Annotated in this window: 20 protein-coding genes and 1 tRNA gene; 9 read left to right on the forward strand and 12 right to left on the reverse strand. The window is 70.2% G+C overall.

All coding sequences use genetic code 11. From position 1 onward, the window contains the following. Positions 1–111 precede the first annotated feature (111 nt). The gene (locus tag EYW49_RS07110; RefSeq protein ID WP_131307640.1) at positions 112–813 is read left to right on the forward strand and encodes an acid phosphatase; all 702 of its coding nucleotides are present in this window, start codon (positions 112–114) and stop codon (positions 811–813) included. A gap of 52 nt (positions 814–865) precedes the next feature. Here EYW49_RS07110 and EYW49_RS07115 read toward each other — a convergent pair whose 3' ends face one another. The 7 genes from EYW49_RS07115 to ubiT form a co-directional block, all read right to left on the reverse strand. Further along, positions 866–1081: an alkylphosphonate utilization protein gene (locus tag EYW49_RS07115; protein WP_131307642.1), complete on the reverse strand. Its 216-nt coding sequence runs from the start codon at positions 1079–1081 to the stop codon at positions 866–868. Between the two features lie 102 nt (positions 1082–1183). Beyond that, a tRNA-Lys gene (locus EYW49_RS07120) sits at positions 1184–1259 on the reverse strand. 210 nt (positions 1260–1469) lie between these two features. After that, positions 1470–3080, reverse strand: a complete 1611-nt coding sequence (locus EYW49_RS07125; RefSeq protein ID WP_131307644.1) for a 2-isopropylmalate synthase — start codon at positions 3078–3080, stop codon at positions 1470–1472. Between the two features lie 371 nt (positions 3081–3451). Beyond that, positions 3452–4525 carry an acyltransferase family protein gene (locus EYW49_RS07130; RefSeq protein ID WP_131307646.1) on the reverse strand — a complete coding sequence of 358 codons (1074 nt, stop codon included), beginning with the start codon at positions 4523–4525 and terminating at the stop codon, positions 3452–3454. A gap of 94 nt (positions 4526–4619) precedes the next feature. Beyond that, positions 4620–5546: a ubiquinone anaerobic biosynthesis protein UbiV gene (gene ubiV / locus EYW49_RS07135; protein ID WP_131307648.1), complete on the reverse strand. Its 927-nt coding sequence runs from the start codon at positions 5544–5546 to the stop codon at positions 4620–4622. Then, positions 5543–6547 carry a ubiquinone anaerobic biosynthesis protein UbiU gene (ubiU, locus tag EYW49_RS07140; RefSeq protein ID WP_131307650.1) on the reverse strand — a complete coding sequence of 335 codons (1005 nt, stop codon included), beginning with the start codon at positions 6545–6547 and terminating at the stop codon, positions 5543–5545. Before ubiU ends, ubiV begins: the two co-directional genes overlap by 4 nt. Beyond that, positions 6544–7107 (reverse strand): ubiquinone anaerobic biosynthesis accessory factor UbiT, encoded by a 564-nt coding sequence (ubiT, locus tag EYW49_RS07145; protein WP_131307652.1) that lies wholly within the window; start codon positions 7105–7107, stop codon positions 6544–6546. The genes ubiU and ubiT overlap by 4 nt, the downstream gene beginning before the upstream one ends. A 220-nt stretch (positions 7108–7327) precedes the next feature. Here ubiT and EYW49_RS07150 point away from each other — a divergent pair, with 220 nt between their 5' ends. After that, the gene (locus EYW49_RS07150; protein ID WP_131307654.1) at positions 7328–8152 is read left to right on the forward strand and encodes a DeoR/GlpR family DNA-binding transcription regulator; all 825 of its coding nucleotides are present in this window, start codon (positions 7328–7330) and stop codon (positions 8150–8152) included. A 37-nt stretch (positions 8153–8189) separates the two neighbouring features. Continuing rightward, positions 8190–9359: an MFS transporter gene (locus tag EYW49_RS07155; RefSeq protein ID WP_206365411.1), complete on the forward strand. Its 1170-nt coding sequence runs from the start codon at positions 8190–8192 to the stop codon at positions 9357–9359. A 10-nt stretch (positions 9360–9369) separates the two neighbouring features. Here the strand turns inward: EYW49_RS07155 and EYW49_RS07160 are convergent, their stop codons facing one another. From EYW49_RS07160 to EYW49_RS07175, 4 genes are all read right to left on the reverse strand, one after another. Then, on the reverse strand, positions 9370–11727 hold the full coding sequence (locus tag EYW49_RS07160) for a Tex family protein (protein WP_131307656.1): 2358 nt from the start codon (positions 11725–11727) through the stop codon (positions 9370–9372). Between the two features lie 109 nt (positions 11728–11836). Continuing rightward, entirely contained in the window at positions 11837–12784 is a 948-nt protein-coding gene (locus EYW49_RS07165; protein WP_131307658.1) for a sugar-binding transcriptional regulator, read from the reverse strand. A gap of 110 nt (positions 12785–12894) precedes the next feature. Continuing rightward, positions 12895–13587, reverse strand: coding sequence for a D-lyxose/D-mannose family sugar isomerase (locus EYW49_RS07170; protein ID WP_131307660.1), 693 nt, complete (start codon positions 13585–13587; stop codon positions 12895–12897). 45 nt (positions 13588–13632) lie between these two features. Next, entirely contained in the window at positions 13633–15135 is a 1503-nt protein-coding gene (locus EYW49_RS07175) for a sensor histidine kinase (protein WP_131307662.1), read from the reverse strand. Positions 15136–15633: 498 nt separating this feature from the next. Between EYW49_RS07175 and rpmH the strand changes: the two genes are divergently transcribed. The 5 genes from rpmH to argB all read left to right on the forward strand — a co-directional run bounded on the left by rpmH (position 15634) and on the right by argB (position 19948). Continuing rightward, entirely contained in the window at positions 15634–15768 is a 135-nt protein-coding gene (gene rpmH, locus EYW49_RS07180; protein WP_131307664.1) for a 50S ribosomal protein L34, read from the forward strand. A 205-nt stretch (positions 15769–15973) separates the two neighbouring features. Further along, a complete protein-coding gene (gene rnpA / locus EYW49_RS07185) occupies positions 15974–16405 on the forward strand; it encodes a ribonuclease P protein component (RefSeq protein ID WP_131307666.1) in 432 nt (143 codons plus the stop codon). Further along, positions 16402–18258 (forward strand): membrane protein insertase YidC, encoded by a 1857-nt coding sequence (gene yidC, locus EYW49_RS07190; protein WP_131307668.1) that lies wholly within the window; start codon positions 16402–16404, stop codon positions 18256–18258. Before rnpA ends, yidC begins: the two co-directional genes overlap by 4 nt. Before the next feature lie 113 nt (positions 18259–18371). Beyond that, positions 18372–19013: a GTP-binding protein gene (locus EYW49_RS07195; RefSeq protein WP_228259534.1), complete on the forward strand. Its 642-nt coding sequence runs from the start codon at positions 18372–18374 to the stop codon at positions 19011–19013. Positions 19014–19045: 32 nt separating this feature from the next. Continuing rightward, complete coding sequence (gene argB, locus EYW49_RS07200) at positions 19046–19948, forward strand: acetylglutamate kinase (protein ID WP_131307672.1); 903 nt, start codon at positions 19046–19048, stop codon at positions 19946–19948. Here argB and EYW49_RS07205 read toward each other — a convergent pair. Beyond that, positions 19938–20477: a GNAT family N-acetyltransferase gene (locus EYW49_RS07205; RefSeq protein WP_131307674.1), complete on the reverse strand. Its 540-nt coding sequence runs from the start codon at positions 20475–20477 to the stop codon at positions 19938–19940. The two genes, argB and EYW49_RS07205, sit on opposite strands and share 11 nt — an antisense overlap. A 146-nt stretch (positions 20478–20623) precedes the next feature. On the opposite strand from EYW49_RS07205, the gene EYW49_RS07210 reads away from it, so the two are divergent. After that, entirely contained in the window at positions 20624–21379 is a 756-nt protein-coding gene (locus EYW49_RS07210; protein WP_323052983.1) for a pyrimidine 5'-nucleotidase, read from the forward strand. The last annotated feature ends 49 nt before the right edge of the window (positions 21380–21428 follow it).

Raw genomic sequence — 21428 nt, forward strand, 5'->3', positions numbered from 1 at the left:
GAGGACGGCGGGCGTCATGAAATCGACATGCGATCGTCATCGAACCCGTGTTGGTGTGCGACGATGCGTTCGCCGCATCCCCGTCACCGTTCTCCAAGACAGGTTCGACCCATGTCCCTCACCCGCCGCCTCGTCCTCGCCGCCGGCCTGTTCTGCGCCGTCGCAGCCCCGACCTTCGCCGCCGATGCACCCTATCTGACGGCCGAGAAGCTCGACCTCCGCAACTTCCTGCCGCCTGCGATCGTCGCCGGCAGCCCCGCCGATCTCGCCGAGCGCACCGCCGTGGTCGCCGCGCAGAAGGCCGCGAGCCCCGAGCGCATCGCCCTCGCTCAGCACGACGCCGACGAGACCGTGTGGGTGATCTTCGGCAAGACCCTCGGCGACAAGTTCACCGCCGCCGCGCTGCCGCTCACCGATCGCTTCTTCGCCCGGGTCGGCGACAGCGAGGATCTGGTGGTCGACCCGGCCAAGCCGTTCTTCGGCCGGGTTCGTCCGTTCCTCGCCGCCCCCGACGAGATCAAGCCGCTGGTCAAGGCCTCGAAGAGCGGGTCCTATCCCTCCGGCCACACCACCCGCGGCACCATGGAAGGCATCATCCTGGTGTCCATGTTGCCCGAGAAGCGCGCCGAGATCTGGGCGCGGGTCGACGAATATGCCGAGAGCCGGATCGTCGGCGGCATGCATTATCCGGGCGATCTGGTCGCCGGCAAGCGCGCCGGCTCGGCGATGGCCGCGGCGATGTTCGCCGATCCGGCCTTCGTCGCCGATTTCGAGGCGGTCAAGAAGGAAGTCCGCGCCGCGCTCGGCCTCTGATCGGAGCTTCGACCGTCGTCCGGGCGACCGGACGGCGGTCGGGTCCCTCGGATCAGGCCTTCTTGAGGAACTCGGTGCGCAGCACCAGACCCTTGACCTTCTCGGCGTTGCATTCGATCTGCGCCGGGTCGTCGGTCAGGCGGATGTTCTTGACCAGCGTGCCGCGCTTCAGGGTGACCGAGGTGCCCTTGACCTTGAGATCCTTGATCAACGTCACGGAATCGCCGTCGGCGAGCAGGGTTCCGTTGCTGTCGCGCACGTCGGTCATCGTCGTCTCTCCGGGGTGAGGGTCTCGCCCCGCCGGCCGCGGGGTGTCCTGAAAACGAAGAAGCCGCCCGGAAAGGCGGCTTTCGTCTCTCCCGAGGGAGAATGGTGGGCGCAACAGGATTCGAACCTGTGACCCGCTGATTAAGAGTCAGCTGCTCTACCAACTGAGCTATGCGCCCTCTCGCGAGAGGCGACCGTGGCCGCCCCGCCGGGAAGGCCCTCCATATAGCGGGGCTCGTCCGAAGACGCAACACCGCGCGGCGAGAAATCTCGCGGCGCCGGCAGACCCGTGGAAAACCGCCGCAAACCCTTGGGGAAAAACGCGGACCGGCCCCCGTGGGGTCTCCCCGGGGGCCGGTCCGGACGTCGTCGTCCGTCGCTTCGACGGCTCAGATCCGCTCGCCGACGGCGATCGGCGAGCTCGCGGGAGCTTCCGTGGCGCCGACCTCGACGAGCTTCTGACGGCGGATCGACAGCTTGTTCAGCGCCGCCACATAGGCGCGCGCCGACGACACCAGCGTGTCGACGTCGGCGCCGCGGCCGGTGGCGACCTGACCACCCTCCTGCAGGCGCACCGAGACTTCCGCCTGGGCGTCGGTGCCTTCGGTCACCGCATGGACCTGATAGAGCTGCAGCTTGGCCTCGTGCGGCACCACCGCCTTGATGGCGTTGAAGGTGGCGTCGATCGGCCCGGTGCCGTTGGCTTCCTTGGTGATGTGCTGGCCGCCGACGTCCATGGTGATGATCGCCTTCTGCGGTCCGCCGGTGCCGGCGATGACCGTCAGGGCAATCACCTTGACGCCCTTGGCGGCGGAGGTGATCTCGTCCTCGACCAGGGCCTCGATGTCCTCGTCGTAGACGACCTTCTTGCGATCGGCCAAGGCCTTCATGCGGTTGAAGGCCTCTTCCAGGGCGTTCTCGCCCAGGTCGTAGCCGAGGTCCTTCAGCTTCTCGCGGAAGGCATGGCGGCCGGAGTGCTTGCCCATCACCAGATTGGTCTCGCGCACCCCGACGTCCTCGGGCCGCATGATCTCGTAGGTCTCGACGTGCTTCAGCATGCCGTCCTGATGGATGCCGCTCTCGTGGGCGAAGGCGTTCTTGCCGACGATCGCCTTGTTGTACTGGACCGGGAAGCCGGTCACCGTCGACACCAGTTTGGAGGCCTGGGTCAGCATCGGCGTGCGGATGCCGGTGGTGAAGGGCAGCACGTCGGAGCGGGTGCGGATCGCCATGACGATCTCCTCCAGCGCCGCGTTGCCGGCCCGCTCGCCGAGCCCGTTGACGGTGCATTCGATCTGGCGGGCGCCGCCGATCACCCCGGCCAGCGAATTGGCCACCGCCATCCCCAGGTCGTTGTGGCAATGGGTCGAGAACACCGCCTTGTCGGCGTTCGGCACCCGCTCGATGATCGAGCGGAACATCGCCGAGTATTCATCCGGCGTGGTGTAGCCGACCGTGTCGGGCAGGTTGATGGTGGTCGCGCCGGCGCGGATCGCGGCCTCGACGCAGCGCGCCAGGAAGTCCGGCTCGGTGCGGGTGGCGTCCTCGGCCGACCATTCGACGTCGTCGGTGTGGCTGCGCGCCCGGGTCACCGAGGCGATCACCTTCTCCAGGACCGCGTCGGCCTCCATCTGCAGCTTGTACTTCATGTGCACCGGCGAGGTGGAGATGAAGGTGTGAATGCGGAAGGCGCGGGCGTGGCGCAGAGCGTCGGCGGCGCGGTCGATGTCCTTGAAGGCGGCGCGGGCGAGGCCGGCGGGGATCGCCGTCTTGACGCGCCGGGCGATCTCCGAGACCGCTTCGAAGTCGCCTTCCGAGGCGATCGGGAAGCCGGCTTCGATCACGTCGACGCCCATCGCGTCGAGCAGCTCGGCGACCTGGATCTTCTCGTCGAAGGTCATCGAGGCGCCGGCGGACTGTTCGCCGTCGCGCAGGGTGGTGTCGAAGATCACGATGCGGTCGCGGGCGGGGGTCGGTACGGAAATCGGGACGATGGTCATGGAAGGGTATCCTCGGGATCGCTGGCGCTCGGCGGTTCCATGGGTCGGAACACGACCTTCGGCGCCGATGGGTTCGGTGGCCGGTCTGACGTCGGGTCCCCCTGAATGCCCGCTTCCCGCATGGGAAGCTCGTCGGCGCTCAGGGGCCGGTAAGCAGCAGAAGCGAGGAAAGGAGAAGGGCGAACGAACCCGTGGCGCCCTGCGGCGCGTCGATCGTCGGCTGAGAAACGTCTCGCGCGATCATCCGGGATGGAGCCTTCACGACTCGATGGTTCGTCACGTGCCCCGTCGCGCAGGCCGCGCGACCGAGGACACCCTTCCGAAATACCGGGCTCGACGCTCCGGCGCAAGCCCCTTCTCGCGCTCGGGCGTCAGCCCGCGGCGCCGAACCGGTCCTTGAGCGCCAGAAACTTCGCTTCGACCAGGAAGAACGACGCGGCGGCCACCGCCACCGACAGGGGCGCCATCACCGCGAAGTCGATCAGATTGCGCGGCAGACCGCTCGCCAGACTCCACGCCTCGAGCGGCAGCCAGCGTTCGGCGAAGACGCCGATCGGCAGATGCACCACGTAGAGCCCGTAGGAGATCAGGCCGAGGAACTTCAGCGGCCGCGTCTCGAGGATCCGCACGGTGAACCCGTCGGGGCGCTGGAGCACATGGATCATGACGACCGACAGGGCGCTCGCCGACGCCGCGACCAGCACCGCATAGGGCAGATGGAAACCGACGGTGCGCTCGGCCACCGGATAGGCGGCGAGCGCGACGATTCCCCCGCCGGCCAGCGCCAGCGCCGGCCGCGAGCCGAGCAGGGCCGGCAGGCGCTCGCGCTCCAGGGTCATCAGCGCCCCGGCGCCCATGAACACGAAGCCGGTGATCGGCGCGGTGTAGAGCGAGATCATCTCGAAGCCGATGGCGTTGAGGCCCTGGATCGCCACCAGACACAGCACGATGGTCGCGACCATCAGCGCCGCGTGGCGGCGCGCCGCCACCACCACCACCAGCGGCGCGAAGAACACGTAATACTGCTGCTCGACCGCCAGGCTCCACACATGGGTGAAGTCGCCCCAGGCGTGGGTGACGAAGCCGATCAGCACGTTCTGGGTATAGGTCAGGTACCAGCCCAGTTCCGGCACGATCGCCCCGTCGCGGAAGGTCACGTCGAGGACCACGAACACCCCGAGCCACAGGTAATAGGCGGGGAAGATCCGCAGCGCCCGGCGTATCCAGAAGTCGGTCAGCGCCGCGCGGACGGCGGTGCGCCCCGCCTCGATCGCCAGCCGGGCGCGATGCAGGATGCCGGTGATCAGGAAGCCGGAGAGGATGAAGAACAGGAACACCGCGAGGCCGCCGATGTCGGTGCCCATCAGCAGCGAATGGTGGATCACCACGGCGAAGGACGCCGTTCCTCGGAGCCCGTCGAGCCCCGCATACCGTCCCACCGCCATTCCGACCCCTTCCGCTCGACCGAAGGCCCCCTATACGCGGAGCGCCGCCGCCGCGAAACCCTCCGCGGCGACGATCGGTGCGGGGAAGAGAGGGTCAGGCCCGCGGTGCGCCGGCGGTGGCCGGCCACGAACCGCTCATCATCGGCACCCCGAGCGGCGGCTTCAAACCGGCCGCGACGATCGCCGCGCGCGCCTCAGTCCCGTCGATGGTGCCGGCGAGCCGCGCCCGGAAGGCCGCGGCGACCGCCACCATGTCGCAGTCCTGGGGGCTCAGGCGGAAGGCACCGACGCCGGCGGCGATCAGCCGCTCGGCCTCGTCGAGGGCGGCGACGCAGCTCTGGCTGAGGGTCTGGACGCCGTTGATCGCCAGGAAGGCTTCGCCGTCGAGCGTGTCGACGTCGAGCCCGTCGGGATCCTCGGCGCAGACGTAGCGGCAGCTGTCCTTGGCCAGTCCCTGGATGCGGGCGTGGTAGCAGCGGCCGGAGATCGCCAGCGGCAGGCGACCGAAGGCGAAGATCTGGGTCTCGACGCCGAGCGCCGTGCCGGCCGCGGCCATCGTCGCGATCGAGGCGAAGGGCAGTTCCGGCGGCAGGCACACCGACCACGCGCCGCGCGCGGCGAGCCAGCCGAGCGTGCCCTCGTCGTAGACGTTGACCAGCGGCGACACCGCGAAGCGCCGGTCGGCGGGCAGCGAAGCCAGCGGCGTGAAGTCGTTGATCTCGATCTCGACGCCGTCGAGCCCGGCGAGATCGGCGACCAGCGCGCGCTCGCGCTTCAGGGTCACCAGGGCCAGGGTGTCGACGACCACGGTCTTGCCGCCGCGCTGCAGACGCTCGATCACTTCGGGTAAGCGATCGGCATAGAAGGGTTCGCGCTTGGAGCACACGACTTCGCCGACATGGACGCGGTCGACGTCGGCTTCGTCGGCGATCCGGGCCAGGAAATCGGCCCATTTGTCGACCGGCCAGTTGAACAGCAGCGGTCCGAGCACGAGGGCGGGACGGGTCTCGGACACGGTCATCTCCAGGTCTTCTTGTAGGCGCCGGCGGTGGTGGTCTGGCCTTCGGCGAGACGGCGGGTCATGTCGGCGGCGATCGGCCGGCCGGCGAGATGGTCGTCGACCGCCTTGCGGAAGGCGGCGACCACCGCTTGGGTATAGGCACGGCTGCGCTGACGGCCCTCGATCTTGAAGGCGGTGACGCCGGCGTCGACCAGCGGCGGGATCAGCATCGCCGCATCGAGACTGACCGGATCCTCGAACACGTGGCCCTGATAGGTGCCGGCGGTGAAGCGACCCTTGCACAGGGTCGGGTAGGGCGCGGCGACGCCCTTCGGGGTGCGGTCGATGGTGTAGGCGCCGAGCTTGGCGACCAGATCGTCGCCCTCTTCCTTGTAGACCACGTGCGACGGCGGCGAGCACACGCCCTGCATGTTGGGCGACTTGCCGGTGGCGTGGGACGACAGCGAGCAGCGGCCCTCGGCCATCACGCACAGCCCGCCGAACACGAAGACCTCGGTCTCGCAGGTGATCTCGGCGTTGATCGCGGCGATCTCGGCGACGCTGAGGATGCGCGGCAGCACCACCCGGCGGATGCCGAAGGTCTCGACCCAGAAGCGGATCGCATCGGGATTGGACGCCGCCGCCTGCACCGACAGATGCCGGCGCAGGTTCGGGTGCTTGACCGCGGCATGGGCGACCAGACCCAGATCGGCGAGGATCACCGCGTCCGCCCCGGCGTCTTCGGCGTCGGCCACCGCCTTGTGCCACAGCGCCGTGGCGCCGGCCCGCGGGAAGGTGTTGATCGCCACCAACACCTTGGTGCCGTGGTCGTGGGCGAAGCGGATCGACTGGGCGAGCTCGCTGCGATCGAAGTTCAGGCCGGGGAAGTTGCGGGCGTTGGTCTCGTCGCGGAAGCCGCAGTAGATGGCGTCGGCCCCGGCCTCGACCGCGGTGCGGAAGGCGGCCGGGGTGCCGGCCGGGCAGACCAGTTCGGGGCGGGTTTTGGCGAGCGGGGCGTTCACGGGGCGAATCCTCCGGAGCGGACGAGCGCGACGCCGGTCAGCCGTTCGGCGACCGGGGCGGCGCGGCGGATGACTTCGGCGACGAAGCCGGCGGCCGGGCCGGTCATCGCCGCGACCTCGCCGGCGAGATCGAGCTCGGCGTCGTCGACGGCGTTGCGCAAGCCCAGCACCGCCTCGGTGTCGCCCTCGATGACGATGTCGCGTGAGAAGAACAGGGCGTCGCCATCGAGCGCGCCGTGCACCATACCGACCAGCGCGGCGAGCGGCCCGGCGATGCGGGCGTCCCACTGGGCGTCGATGGTGCCGTCGGCGTCGCGTTTGATCGCCTCCAGCCGCGGCATCGCCGGGTCGGGGCGCAACAGGAAGCCGAAGGACACGTCGACCGGATCGATCAGGAAGCGCTTTTCCGCCTGATCGCCGAGTCGCGAGAACAGCGACGGATGGCGGTCGGCGAGCGAGGTGATGAACCGGCGGAGCGCCAGATCGAGCGGCAACGTCGGCAGTCGGCCGAGGACACGGTCGACGAGACGGGGGAAGCGGGGCAAGGGAGCATCGGTCATGGTGCGATCCCATGCCACACCCCGATGGCCGCGGTCCTTGCGGTCGATCAACGCACCCCGGCGTTCGGGCCTCGGCGGTGACGAATTTTCGTCTTTCGTAGGATATGGGCATCACCATCGCGCCGATATGTGCACAAATACCGCACGAAAATAAATGATATCGCACGAGGTTGCACGTTTAGGTCGATGATGCTAGACCAGTGTCGCCGGAGGATCCCCGATGACCGACGCCCCGTTCGCCGCCGAACCCGTTCCGCCCGATCGCGACGCACTCCCGCCGCTCGGCGATCTCGGGCCGGAAGAACGCCGCGATCGCATCGTCGAGTTGCTCGCCGCCCACGACCGCCTGCCGGTCGCCGATCTCGCCCGGCGCTTCGCGACCTCCGAGGATTCGATTCGCCGCGATCTGCGGCGCCTCGAAGGGGAGGGGCGGATCCGCCGCGTCCATGGCGCGGTGCTGCCGTTGGCGGTGCTGACCCCGTCGCTCGAACAGCGCGCCGAGCTCCACCTCGCCGAGAAGCGCCGGATCGCCGCGGCGATCGTCGAGCGCTTCGTCGACGGCGAGACCCTCGTGCTCGGCGGCGGCACCACCGCCATCGAAATCGCCCGCGCCCTGCCGCCGTCGCGCCGCCTGACCGTGGTCACCACCGCCCCGGCGGTCGCCCTGGTGCTCGCCGAGCGGCCGTCGGTCGAGACCATCCTGGTCGGCGGCCGCCTCGACGCCGCGACCTGCACCGTCACCGGCGCCCGGGCCGTCGCCGCCTTCGCCGATCTCCGCGCCGATCGCGCGATCGTCACCGCCTGCGGCGTCGACGCCGCCCTCGGCCTCACCGTCTCCAGCCACGAAGAGGCCTTCGTGGCCCGCGCCATGATCGACGCCGCCGCGACGGCGATCGTCGCCGCCACCGCCGACAAGCTCGCGACTACCGCCGCCCATCGCATCGCGCCGCTCACCCGCTGCGGCGAACTCGTCACCGACCGCCGCGCCGATCCCGCCGTCGTCGCGGCGATCCGCGCCCTCGGCGTCGCCGTCACCCTGGTGTGAGTCGCCGCGCCCCGCCGCCATCCTTCGGGAGAGTCCCGTGTCCGATCTGCCGCAATCCGCCCTCGCCCTGCCCGTCGATCCGATCGCCCGCGCCCGCTGGGCGGTGTCGGCGATGTTCTTCGTCAACGGCGCCGGCGTCGGCAGCTGGGCGCCGTACATCCCCCTGGTCCAGACCCGCCTCGGCCTCTCCGCCGCCGATCTCGGCCTGGCGCTGCTCGCCGCCGGGGTCGGGGCGCTGATCGCCATGCCCTTCGCCGGCCGGCTCGCCGCCCGCCACGGCTCGGGTGCCGTCACTCGCCTCGCCGCCGTCGCCGTGCTCGCCAGTTTCCTGCTGCCGGTGCTCGCCCCGACCGCGACCGTGCTGGCGATCGGCCTGTTCCTGTTCGGCGCCGGCAACGGCCTGATGGACGTCGCCATGAACGCCCACGGCGTGCTCGTCGAGCGCCGCCTCGGCCGGCCGATCATGTCGTCGCTGCACGCCTGCTGGAGCCTCGGCGGCCTCTCCGGCGCCGGCCTCGGTGGCCTCGCCCTGGCCGGCATGGCGCCGCCGCTGCACGCCGTGGCGGTGGTCGTGGTGCTCGGGGGGATCGCCGCCCTCGCCGCCAGCGCGCTGCTCGGTCCCGAGGACCGCGCCGCCGCCGCCGGCCCGGCCTTCGCCCTGCCGGGGCGCCGCACTCTCGGCATCGGTCTCCTGACCTTCGCCTCCTTCGTCGCCGAAGGCGCCATGCTCGACTGGACCGGCGTCTATCTCGCCGGCTCGCTCGGCACCACCGCCGCCTTCGCCGCCTCCGGCTATGCCGCCTTCTCCGCCGCCATGACGCTCGGCCGCCTGACCGGCGACCGCGTCCGCGCCGCGGTCGGCGCCCTCGTGATGGTGCGCGCCGGCGGGGTCGTCGCCGCCGTCGGCCTCGGCCTCGGCCTGGCTGTCGGCACGCCCTGGGCGGCGGTCGCCGGCTTCACCCTCGCCGGCCTCGGCCTGTCCAATCTGGTGCCGGTGTTCTTCGGGGCCGGCGGCCGCGCCGAAGAGGGCTCCGGCCACGGCATCGCCGCCGTCGCCACCATGGGCTATTTCGGCTTCCTGATCGGCCCGCCGGCGATCGGCGGCCTCGCCGAGATCCTCGGCCTGCCGCTCGCGCTGGGTCTGGTCGCCGCCGGTGTCGGTCTGGTCGGGGTCTTCGCCGGCCTCGTCCGCGACGCCGACGCCTGACCCTCCGCGGTCAGCGCTTGCCCCGCAGCGCGTCGAGCAGCGCCGCCCCGAGCGCTCCGGGGGCGGCCGGCGTCGCCGCAGGCGGTTGCCGCGACGGGCCGCCCGAGCGGCCGCGGCTGTCGCCGCCCGCCGGGGCTCCGGCATTGCGCGGTGCCCGCTCCGGACTGCCGTCGTCGCGCCGCATCGACAGGGCGATGCGCTTGCGCGCGACGTCGACCTCGACCACCCGCACCGTCACCACGTCGCCGGCCTTGACCACCTCGCGCGGATCCTTGACGAAGCGATCGGCGAGCTGGCTGACGTGGACCAGACCGTCCTGATGGACGCCGATGTCGACGAAGGCCCCGAAGGCGGCGACGTTGGTCACCGTGCCTTCGAGCGTCATGCCCGGCGTCAGATCGGAGAGCTTCTCGACCCCTTCGGCGAAACGCGCCGTCTTGAAGCTCGGGCGCGGATCGCGGCCCGGCTTCTCGAGCTCGGCGAGGATGTCCTTGACCGTCGGCAGGCCGAAGGTCGGATCGACGAAGGCCCGCGGATCCAGCCCCTTGAGCAGCGCCCCGTCGCCCATCACCGTCCGGAGATCCCGCCCGCAGGCGGCGACGATGCGCTTGGCCAGACTGTAGGCCTCCGGATGCACCGACGACGCGTCGAGCGGCTCGTCGCCGTCGCGGATCCGCAGGAACCCGGCCGCCAGTTCGAAGGTCTTGGGCCCGAGCCGCGCCACCTCGAGCAATTGGCGGCGGCTGCGGAACCGCCCGGCCGCCTCGCGATGGGCGACGATCGCTTCCGCCAGCGACGCCCCGAGCCCCGACACCCGGGCGAGCAGCGGCGCCGATGCGGTGTTGAGATCGACCCCGACGGCGTTGACCGCGTCCTCGACCACCGCGTCGAGGGCCTTGGCCAACCGCGCCTGATCGACGTCGTGCTGGTACTGGCCGACGCCGATCGACTTGGGATCGATCTTGACCAGTTCGGCCAACGGATCCTGCAGGCGCCGGGCGATCGACACCGCGCCGCGCAAGGACACGTCGAGGCCGGGCATCTCGGCGGCTGCCAGCGCCGAGGCCGAATAGACCGAGGCCCCGGCCTCCGACACGGTGACCTTGATCGGCTTGGGCGGCGCCATCTCGGCGATCAGCGCCGCGACCAGGCGATCGGTCTCGCGCGAGCCGGTGCCGTTGCCGATCGCCACCAGCTCGACCTTGTGGCGGACGATCAACTGCTTCAGCTCGGCGATCGTCCCGGCCACGTCGTTGCGCGGCGGGAAGGGATAGACCGTGGTGGTCGCCACCACCTTCGACGTGGCATCGACCACCGCCACCTTGACGCCGGTGCGGATGCCCGGATCGAGGCCCAGGGTGGTCCGCGCCCCGGCCGGCGCGGCGAGCAGCAGGTCCTTGAGATTGTGGGCGAAGACCCGGATCGCCTCCTCCTCCGAGCGCTCGCGCAGCGTCCCCATCAGTTCGACCGACAGGGACAAGGACAGCTTGACCCGCCAGCACCAGCGCGCCACGTCGAACAGCCAGCGGTCGGCGGCGCCCGGCTCGCGGTTGGCGGTCGGCAGCGCGATGCCGAAGGCCTCGGCGATGATTCGCTCGACCGGCTTGATCGGCTCGGCGACGTCGGCGTCGACCTCGAGCTCCAGGCCGAGGATCTCTTCGTTGCGGCCGCGCAGCATCGCCAGCGCCCGATGGCTCGGCACTTCGGCGAGCCGTTCGACGTGGTCGAAGTAGTCGGCGAACTTCTCTCCGGCCGCCTGCTTGCCGTCGATCACCTTGGCGCGGATCCGCGCCCGCGTCGTCATGTGGGCGCGCAGGCGTCCGACCAGATCGGCGTTCTCGGCGAACTGCTCGGTGAGGATGTCCCGCGCCCCGTCGAGCGCCGTCTTGACGTCGGCGACCGCCTCGCCGACGAAGCCGGCGGCCAGAGTCTTGGGATCGACGGTGCGGTCGGTGAAAATTTTCTCCGCGAGCGGCCCGAGGCCCTTCTCGCGGGCGATCTCGGCCCGGGTCCGCCGCTTCGGCTTGAACGGCAGATAGAGGTCTTCGATCTCGGCCTTGGTCGTCGCCGTGGCGAGCCTCAGGGCCAGTGCGTCGTCGAGCTTGCCCTGGGCGGCGATCTGGGCGGCGACCGCGGCGCGCCGAGTCTCGAGCTCGCGCAGATAGCCGAGCCGTTCCTCGAGGGTGCGCAACTGGGTATCGTCGAGACCGCCGGTCGCCTCCTTGCGGTAGCGCGCCACGAAGGGCACCGTCGCGCCTTCGTCGAGCATCGCCACCGTCGCGGTGACCTGGGCCGGACGGCAGCCGATCTCCGCGGCGATGGTACCGGCGATGCGCTGGACGACGGTGGGATCGAGGGCGACGGTCATGGCGGCACTCCGAAACGGCGAGGGGCCGCGACCATAGGAGGCGACGCCGCGCCTGACCAGAGCGTCGCCGCCGTTCTCCCCGTCTCCTGCCGTCGGACGAGCGCCGCGCTCAGCGCAGGCGCAGCAGTTCTTCCGCGGTCTCGGTGTCGAGCCCGACCGCGTTGATCCAGCCGCCGACCAGCGCCGCTCGCAGCGCCGCCGCCTTGGCGACGTGCATCGCCACGCCGATTCGCAGGGGCACCGCGCGCAACACGTTCGGCGCCACCGAAAGGGTGCGATCGTCGAAGGCGCTGGGGATCACCGTCCCGTCGGCACCGTAGAAGCGGCCGCAGATCGTGCCGACCGCGCCGCTCGCGGCGATCGTCTCGATGTGCGACTGCGGGATCACGCCGTGGCGGAACACCGTGGCACGCGGGCTGATCGCCCCGACCCCGACCAGCGCGATGGTGCAGCGGGCCATCAGGTCGAACACCCCGCCGACCGTACTGGTCTGCGCCAAATGCGCCGCCGCTTCGGCGCTGTCGACGATCGCCGGCACCGGCAGTTGCCAGGCCCGCGCCCCGAGGCCGAGCGCCAGGGTGCGGCAGACCTCGCTCGAATGCGAGGCGATCTGCGGCGCTCCGACCCCGCCGATCAACGACACCACGTCGACGTCGGTGCTCTTGGCGCGTCGCGCCGCCGCGGCCACCGCCGCCACCGTGTCGCCGTCGGAGACGCCGACCACCGAGCCGTTGGCCACCCGCTCTTCCAGCACGCGGGCCACCGCACGGCCGAGCACGTCGGCGAGCGACGCCCCGCCGGCCCGCGACTGCACCACCACCGCGAATTCGACGCCATAGGCATGGCCGAGACGGCGCTCGAGGGCGAAGTCGCGCAGGCCCGTCGGCGAGATCTGGATCTCGACGAAGCCGAGATCCATCGCCGCCTTCAGGGCCCGGCTGACCGTCGATTCCGACACCTCGAGGATGCGGGCGATCTCGTTCTGGGGCATGCGCTGATCGTAGCGCATCTGCGCGATGCGCAGGATCGTCTCGTCGTCTCGTCGATGTCGCGCCATGTCGTCCGCTGACCACCCAAGGGGAAAGCGCTTCGATACCACATCGAAATTCGCTCGTCAGTCCCAACCTCTACCATCTGCGGCCGACCCGGACCGCGATCGCGGCGGTCTCACACCCCGAGGCCGAGCGCGGCATAGTCGCGCACGATCGGCCGATGGATCGGCTCGTCCTCGTCGACGGTGGGGAATCGCGCCACCGGCTCGATGAAGTAGTTGTCGGTCTCGTCGTCGTTGACCGTCGACACCTCGCCGATCAACGTGTCGCCGCCGTCGCCCCAGAAGGCATGGACGTGGCCGGGCTCCAGCGTCACGCTCTCCCCCGGGGCGAGACGCACCACGCCGCCGGCCGCCACTTCGCGCATCACCCCGTCGCAGGCCAGCCGCACCGGCCGGGTCCGGTCGAGGCCGCCGTCGGCGTCGAGGTTGAACAGCCGCACCGCCAGCGGCGCGCCGCCGCGGCAGATGATGTCCTCGGTCTTGACCTTGTGGTGATGCAGCGGCGTCAGCTGATCGCGCCGCGAGATCATGATCTTCTCGGCGTAGACCATGCCGCCGCCCTTGGCGAGATTCTCCGGCAAACCGTTGCGGACGGTGAACAGCAGGAGCCCGGTCTTGAGAAATTCGCCGCGCCCGAAGTCGGTGATGTCCCACCCGAGCCGCGGCCGCACGATCCGCTCGAGCCCGCCCGATCGTTCGCGCCAATCCTCGACGCTCCAGTCGGCGAAGGGCGGCAGGTGAAATCCGAAGGACCGGATGAAGGCCTCGCCGTCGCGGATCAGGCTGTTGAGGTGGGAGCGTCGCATGGGGGGAGGTCCTGGGAGGCGGGTGCCGGCGGCCGGCCGGCGAGGTCAGGGCCGCTGCGACCGACGACGGTCGAAACGGGCGAGGTCGATCACCCGGTCGGGAATCGACACCGCGAAGGTCGCGCCGGGTCCGTCGTCGACCAGTTCGATGGTGCCGCCGTGGGCGCGCACCAGTTCGGSGCAGATCGCCAGCCCGAGGCCGGTGCCGCCGCGCCGGAATCCGCCCTGGAACGGGCGGAACAGATTGTCGCGGGCCCGCGCCGGCACGCCCGGCCCGGTGTCGCCGACCCGCAGCGTCACCACCGTGCCGCGGCGCCGCGCCGAGACGGTGATTCGCCGCACCAGGGTGCGGTCGGCGTCGGCCTCGAAGGCCTGCATGGCGTTGCGTACCAGATTGAGCAGCACCCGGAACAACTGGTCCGGGTCGGCGTCGATCTCCAGGCCCGGCGGCACGTCGATGCCGAAGGCGATGCCGTCGTCGAAGGTCGGGCCGTGGCCGCCGTCGCGCGCGCCGAGCAGCTCGCCGACGTCGGCGACCAGTCGCGCCACGGCGATCAACCGGCGCTCCGGCGGCGCCTCGCCGGTCTTGCCGTAGTCGAGCACGGCGCGCGAATAGGCGATCGCCCGGTCGAGGGTGGCCACCAGCTTGGGCGCGAAACGCTGCACCGTGCCGTCGGGAATGGCGCTCAGGCGGTCGGTGATCAACTGGGCCGAGGCCAGCATGTTGCGCAGGTCGTGGTTGATCTTCGAGACCGCCACGCCGAGATCGGCGAGGTGCTTCTTCTGGGCGAGCGAACCGGCGAGTTCCGCCTGCATCTCGGCGAGGCGGCGCTCGGCGTCGCCGATCTCGTCGCCCCGGGTCGAGGGGCGGATCACCCGCTCCGGGTTCTCCGGGTCGGCGGCGAAGTCGGTCATCGCCCGGGTCAGCCGGCGCAACGGCACCAGGAACAGTTGCCGGAGCCCGAGGAACACCAGGAACGCCACGGTCCCCAGCAGCGCGACCGACAGCACCAGCAGTCGTGAGGCGAAGACCAGCGTCGCCGTACGGATCGGCGTCTCGGCGACCACCAGATCGACCACCTCACCCTTGTCGTTGGGCGGACCGATGATGCGCAGGCGCCGACCGTCGCCGGCTGCCAGCATATCGAGCGCCCCTTCGATCGACCGCCACGCTCCGACGTCGGCGAGATCGACGGTCCGGTCGATGCCGGCCGGCTGCTCGGCCATCGCCACCAGCCGCCGCATGTTGCCGCTGCGCACGGCGATCGCCGAGGCGTCCATCGCCGCCAGCAGGTCGTTCTGGAGCTTGCGGTCGATGTCGCGGGTCTTGCCGATCGACAGGATCACCAGATCGGCGCGACGGATCGTCTCTTCGATGCGGTTGAGCCGGAAATGGGCGATCGACGGCACGAACACCAGGATCTCGGCGAGCACCACGAAGCACAGGGTCAGCGCCAACAGCTTGGTCGACAGGCGTGCGCCGCCGCGCGGCGCCTCGCCCGCCGGCCGCCCCGCCCGATCCTCGCCGGTCGCCGGCTGCTCCGCCATGTCCGCTCTCTCTCCGGATCGCCCTGTCGGCACGCACCGTCGGCGGGATTTCGCAAACCGCACGCCCGCGCGCGATCGAAACACCCACCGAACCCCCATGCTAACGCCGACCTGCGCCCAATCACAGCGCCGATCGCAGCGGAAATGCGGCATTTCACGCGATATCCTACCTCCGCCGCGGCATTTCCGATGCCGGTCGTGGGGACGAGCTCCGGCGCACGCCTGCGTGAGGCAGGCGATTCGGCGGCGTCGAGACCGCGCTTCGCGTTGACAGGACCGGTCCCCCCCCCTATAAGCCCCGACGACCGGGATCTTCGCCCTCTCAGGCCGCACGGCGACGTGCGCCCGTCCCTTGCGCAGCGACTGTGGCGACCCTCGGTCGCCCGTCCGAGCGACAGGGGAACGGGCCGAGGTTTCCCTCTTCGCATCCGTCCGCCGGGTTCGGCGGGCATCGCATCACTCGAGACCAGGGGGCCGCTCTTCGGGCGGCGACGACCCATGAAGCGCACTTACCAGCCCTCCAAGATCGTGCGCAAGCGCCGCCACGGTTTCCGCGCCCGTTCCGCCACCGTCGGCGGCCGTGTGGTGCTCGCCCGTCGTCGGGCCCGCGGCCGCAAGCGCCTGTCCGCCTGATCGCCGTCCGGAGGCTCCCCGCCCTCGGTCGGGAGCCGCCGCCTCGGGCCGGTCGGACCACGGACGCCCGGGATGTCCGCGCCGCTCGTCAGGGCGGCGTTTTCGATGGCCCGTCGGGATCCGGACCGGTCGGCCGATCGAAGCGGGCGGGCGCCCCGCGCGCCACCCGCGCCGGGTGGATCGAACCGCCGGAGGTCGCGACCGCATGGACCGACTGAAGAAGCGCGCCGAGTTCCTGGCCGTCGCCCGTGGGGTGCGGTCGCCGCGCCACGCCTTCGTGCTCCAGGCCGCCCTCGCGCCCGATCCTGCCGCCGCGCCGCGCTGCGGCTTCACCGTGACCAAGAAGGTCGGCAACGCCGTGGTGCGCAACCGCATCCGCCGCCGACTGCGCGAAGCGGTCCGCCTGCAGTCCGATGCGCTCGGCCGCGCGGGCTGCGACCACGTGCTGATCGGTCGCCGCGAGGCCCTGTCGCAGCCCTTCGCGACGCTGGCCGCCGACCTCGTCTCCGCCTTCCGACAGGCTCACAAGCGCCTGCCCGCCCCGCCCTCCACCGTCGGCGCGTCCCTTCGCGTCGATGGCCCCGATCCCGCCGCCCCTCGGCATCCGCGCGGCGAAACCCCTGGACGGACCCGATGATCGAGAATCGGAACTACATCGTCGCGATCGCCCTTTCGATCGCCGTGCTCCTCGGGTGGCAGTATTTCGTCGCCGGTCCGCGCCTCGAGGCGGAACACCAGCGCCAGCTGATCGAACAGGCCGCCAAGGCGCCGCCGCCGGCCGCCGCCGGGATCGCCACCTCGGTGGCGCCGACCGCGCCCGCCGGAACGGCAGGAACCGCCGGCACCGCCCCGGCCGGGGCCTCGGCCACCGTCGCCGTCGATCCCGCCGCGGTCACCGCGACCCTGACCCGCCCGCAGGCGCTCGCCGCCCATCCGCGCGTCGCCATCGACACCCCCGTCCTCGGCGGCTCGATCGATCTGGTCGGTGGTCGCATCGACGACGTCGGCCTGAAGCACTATCGCGAGACCGTCGACCCGACGAGCCCGCCGATCGACGTGCTGTCGCCGGTCGGTACCAAGGAACCCTATTTCGCCGACTTCGGCTGGCTCTCCGACGCCGGCACCCCGGTCAAGGTGCCCGGCCCCGAGACGGTGTGGACCCAGAAGGGCACCGGCGCGCTGTCGGTCGACCGTCCCGTCGTCCTGACCTGGGACAACGGCGAGGGCCTGGTCTTCGAGCGCACCGTCTCGGTCGACGACAAGTACATGTTCTCGATCACCGACCAGGTGACCAACGGCGGTGAGCGCCCGACCACGATCTATCCCTGGTCGGCGCTGTCGCGTTTCGGCACGCCCACCACCGCCGGCTACTACATCCTCCACGAAGGCGCGATCGGCGTGTTCGGCGACGAAGGCCTCAAGGAGATCAAGTACGCCGATCTCAAGGAGAAGCTGAAGATCGAACCGAACCGGGTGTCCGGCGGCTGGATCGGCTTCGTCGACAAATACTGGGCCTCGGCGCTGATCCCCGAGCACGGCGCCCGCGTCCAGCCGCGCTTCGCCGCCGCGCCCGCCGCCGCCGGTCGTCCCGACGTCTATCAGACGTTGATGCTCGGCGAAGGTCTGGCGCTGCCGGCCGGTGGCAAGGCCACCACCACCACCCGGCTGTTCGCCGGCGCCAAGGAAGTCGCCACCGTCGACGGCTATGCCCAGAAGTACGACATCGCCAAGTTCGATCGGCTGATCGACTGGGGCTGGTTCTACTTCCTGACCAAGCCGCTGTTCTTCGTCATCAGCTGGCTGCATCAGATGGTCGGCAACTTCGGCATCGCCATCCTGATCGTCACGGTCTTCATCAAGGGCATCTTCTACCCGCTCGCCTCGAAATCCTACGAGTCGATGAGTAAGATGAAGAAGGTGCAGCCCGAGATGAAGGCGCTGCAGGAGACCTACAAGGACGATCGGACCAAGCAGCAGCAAGCTCTGATGGAGCTGTACAAGCGCGAGAAGATCAATCCGCTCGCCGGCTGTCTGCCGATCGTCATCCAGATCCCGGTGTTCTTCTCGCTCTACAAGGTGCTGTTCGTCACCATCGAGATGCGTCAGGCGCCGTTCTACGGCTGGATCCGCGACCTCGCGGTGCCCGACCCGACCTCGCTGTTCAATCTGTTCGGGTTGGTCCCCTTCACGCCGCCGCACATGCTGATGATCGGCGCCTGGCCGCTGATCATGGGCGTCACCATGTTCGTGCAGATGAAGCTCAATCCGCCGCCGCCGGATCCGACCCAGAAGATCATGTTCGACTGGATGCCGGTGCTGTTCACCTTCATGCTCGCCAACATGCCGGCCGGTCTGGTGATCTACTGGACCTGGAACAACACCCTGTCGATCGCCCAGCAGGCCTGGATCATGAAGAAGAACGGCGTCCGGGTCGAACTGTGGGACAACGTCCGTTCGCTGTTCCGCCGCTCGCCCCCGGCCGCTCGGTGACGGCGAAGGGTGTGGGGACGATGACCGAAGGCACGGACGACGGGCGGGTGGGCGCCGGGTTCACGGTCGAGGAGAAGGTTCGCCTGCTCTTCGCCCGGCCCTGGGCCTTCGCCATGGGCGCCGTCGACCTCGAGCGGCTGCCCCCGGCGGTCGGTTCGGAGATCGCCTTCGCCGGTCGATCCAACGTCGGCAAGTCGAGCCTGATCAACGCGCTGGTCGATCAGGCCGGGCTCGCCCGCACCTCCAACACCCCCGGCCGCACCCAGGAACTGAACTACTTCGTGCCGGCGGTGCTCAACGAGCGCTCCAAGAAGACCGAGCGCATGACCTCGGGCGCGCCGCGCGACGTCGTCGACGTCGGCTTGACCCTGGTCGACATGCCCGGTTACGGCTTCGCCCAGGCGCCCAAGTCGCAGGTCGAGACCTGGACCAAGCTGGTCTTCGCCTATTTGCGCGGTCGTCCCAACCTGCGCCGGGTCTATGTGCTGGTCGATTCGCGCCATGGGCTCAAACCCGTCGACAACGAAGTCCTCGATCTCCTCGACCCCGCGGCGGTGTCCTACCAGATCGTCCTGACCAAGGCCGACAAGATCTCCCGCACCCTCGACGGCGCGCCGGTCGCCGCGGTGGTCGCCGCCACCGCCGCCGCGATTCGCAAGCGCCCGGCCGCCCATCCCGAAATTCTGGTGACCTCCAGCGAGGCCGGATGGGGCATGGACCGGTTGCGCGCCGAGATCGCCTTCTTCGCCGCCTGACGTTCCGACCCGCCCCTGCTGGGAGATCTGCGATGACCACCCCCCACAAGTCCGAGGCCGAGATGATCGCCGAGGCGTCGATCCTGTCCAAGGCGCTGCCCTACATGCTGCGCTACGACGACAAGACGGTGGTGGTGAAGTTCGGCGGCCATGCCATGGGCGACGCCGCGCTCGGCAAGGCCTTCGCCGAGGACATCACGCTGCTCAAGCTGTCGGGCCTCAACCCGGTGGTGGTCCACGGCGGCGGGCCGCAGATCAACGCCATGCTGTCCAAGCTCGGCATCAAGTCGGAATTCGCCGGCGGCTTCCGCATCACCGATCGCGCCACCGTCGAAGTGGTCGAGATGGTCCTGGCCGGGTCGATCAACAAGGAGATCGTCCAGACCATCACCGAGGCCGGCGGCCGGGCGATCGGGCTGACCGGCAAGGACGGCAACATGGTCACGGTGGCCCGGGTCACCCGCACCGTGGTCGATCCCGATTCGATGATCGAGCGGGTGGTCGACCTCGGCTTCGTCGGCGAGCCGACCGAAGTGCGCACCGAGGTGCTCGAGGTCCTGAAGAAGTCCGAGATCATTCCGGTGCTCGCCCCGGTCTGCGCCGGCGCCGACGGCGAGACCTACAACGTCAACGCCGACACCTTCGCCGGGGCCATCGCCGGCGCTCTCAAGGCCACCCGCCTGTTGTTCCTGACCGACGTGCCCGGCGTGCTCGACGCCGACAAGAACCTGATCAAGGAACTGTCGCGCGCCGAGGCGCAGCGGCTGATCGACGAGGGCGTCATCTCCGGCGGCATGATCCCCAAGGTCGAGACCTGTTTCGAGGCGCTCGACCGCGGCGTCGAGGCGGTGGTCATCCTCAACGGCAAGGTGCCCCATTCGGTGCTGCTCGAGCTGTTCACCGAACACGGCGCCGGCACGCTGATCACCCCGTGACGCCGCCGGCGGTCCGCTCCATCAGGATCACCGGGTCGCCGTGATGGTCGCTGCGCGCGAACTCGCGAAAGCCGAGTTTCGTCGCCACCGCGATCGACGGCGTGTTGCCGGTCGAGATCATGCAGGTCTGCCGCCGCCCGGGATGATGGGCATCGCACCAGACCAACGCCGCCTCCATCGCCTCGCGGGCGAGACCGCGCCCCTGGGCGATCGCGGCGAGCCCCCAGCCGCATTCGATCGTGCCCTCGAGCGAGGGGACGATCGCGCGCCGCAACTCGTGAAAGCCGCATTCGCCGAAGAAGGTGCCGTCCGTGCGGTCCTCGACGACGAAGAACCCGAAGCCGAAGTGATACCAGACCCCGATCTGGCGCAGAAACCGGATCCACGCGGCTTCCCGCGACAGCGGCGTGCCGCCGATGAAACGCACCACGGCGGGATCCGCCCACATCCGGGCGTAATCCGTGAAGTCGTCGAGGCGGTAGGGTCTGAGCCGCAGGCGCGGCGTCTCGAGAGTGGGGATGTCGATCATCGCGGGAGCCCTCGGCGTGGATCGGCTACGTCGGCGGCGGCCGCCCGTCGCGTGGCGGCTCGCCGAATAGAGTTCGGACGCCGTTGCCATCGCGCGGCGCCCGGTTCACGGTGTCATTTTTCAGCCGATCGGGAAACCTTCGCCTCATGATGAACGTTCACGACCCCCGCGCCACCGAACTCGACGCCCGGGGGGCACGCTTCGCGCGGGTCGACACCTGGATCTTCGATCTCGACAACACCCTCTATCCGGCCGCCACCGATCTCTTCGCCCAGGTCGACGCCAAGATCCGCGCCTTCGTCATGGAGGCGTTGGGGACCACCCCGGACGAGGCGAAGCGCCTGCAGAAGGACTATTATCGCCGCTACGGCACCACCCTGCGCGGGCTGATGCTCGAACACGGCGTGTCGCCCGACGGCTTCCTCGACTTCGTCCACGACATCGATCATTCGGTGATCCCGCCCGATCCCGATCTGGTGGCGGCGATCCGCGCGCTGCCCGGCCGGCGCTTCGTGATGACCAACGGCACCCGCACCCATGCCGAGAAGGTCACCGCCCGCATCGGCCTGTCCGGCGTCTTCGACGACATCTTCGACATCGTCGCCGCCGATCTCCTGCCCAAGCCCAACCGCGAGACCTACGACCGCTTCCTGCACGGCGCCGGCATCGAACCGACCCGCGCCGCGATGTTCGAGGACCTGTCGCGCAATCTCACCGTGCCCCACACCCTCGGCATGCGCACGGTGCTGGTGGTGCCCGGCCCCGACGAGGCGCTCGGCCGCGAGGCCTGGGAATCCGAGGGCGCCGACGCCCCTCACGTCGAATGGGTCACCCACGATCTCGCCGGCTTCCTCGCCGAGGTCAATCCTGCCGCCCGGCAGATCGCCCCCGAGATCGATTGACAGCACCCGGAGCGCCGGTATGGTCCCCGGCGAACCGCGCGCCGAGCGA

Source organism: Siculibacillus lacustris, from assembly GCF_004328075.1.
GTDB classification, from domain to species: domain Bacteria; phylum Pseudomonadota; class Alphaproteobacteria; order Rhizobiales; family Ancalomicrobiaceae; genus Siculibacillus; species Siculibacillus lacustris.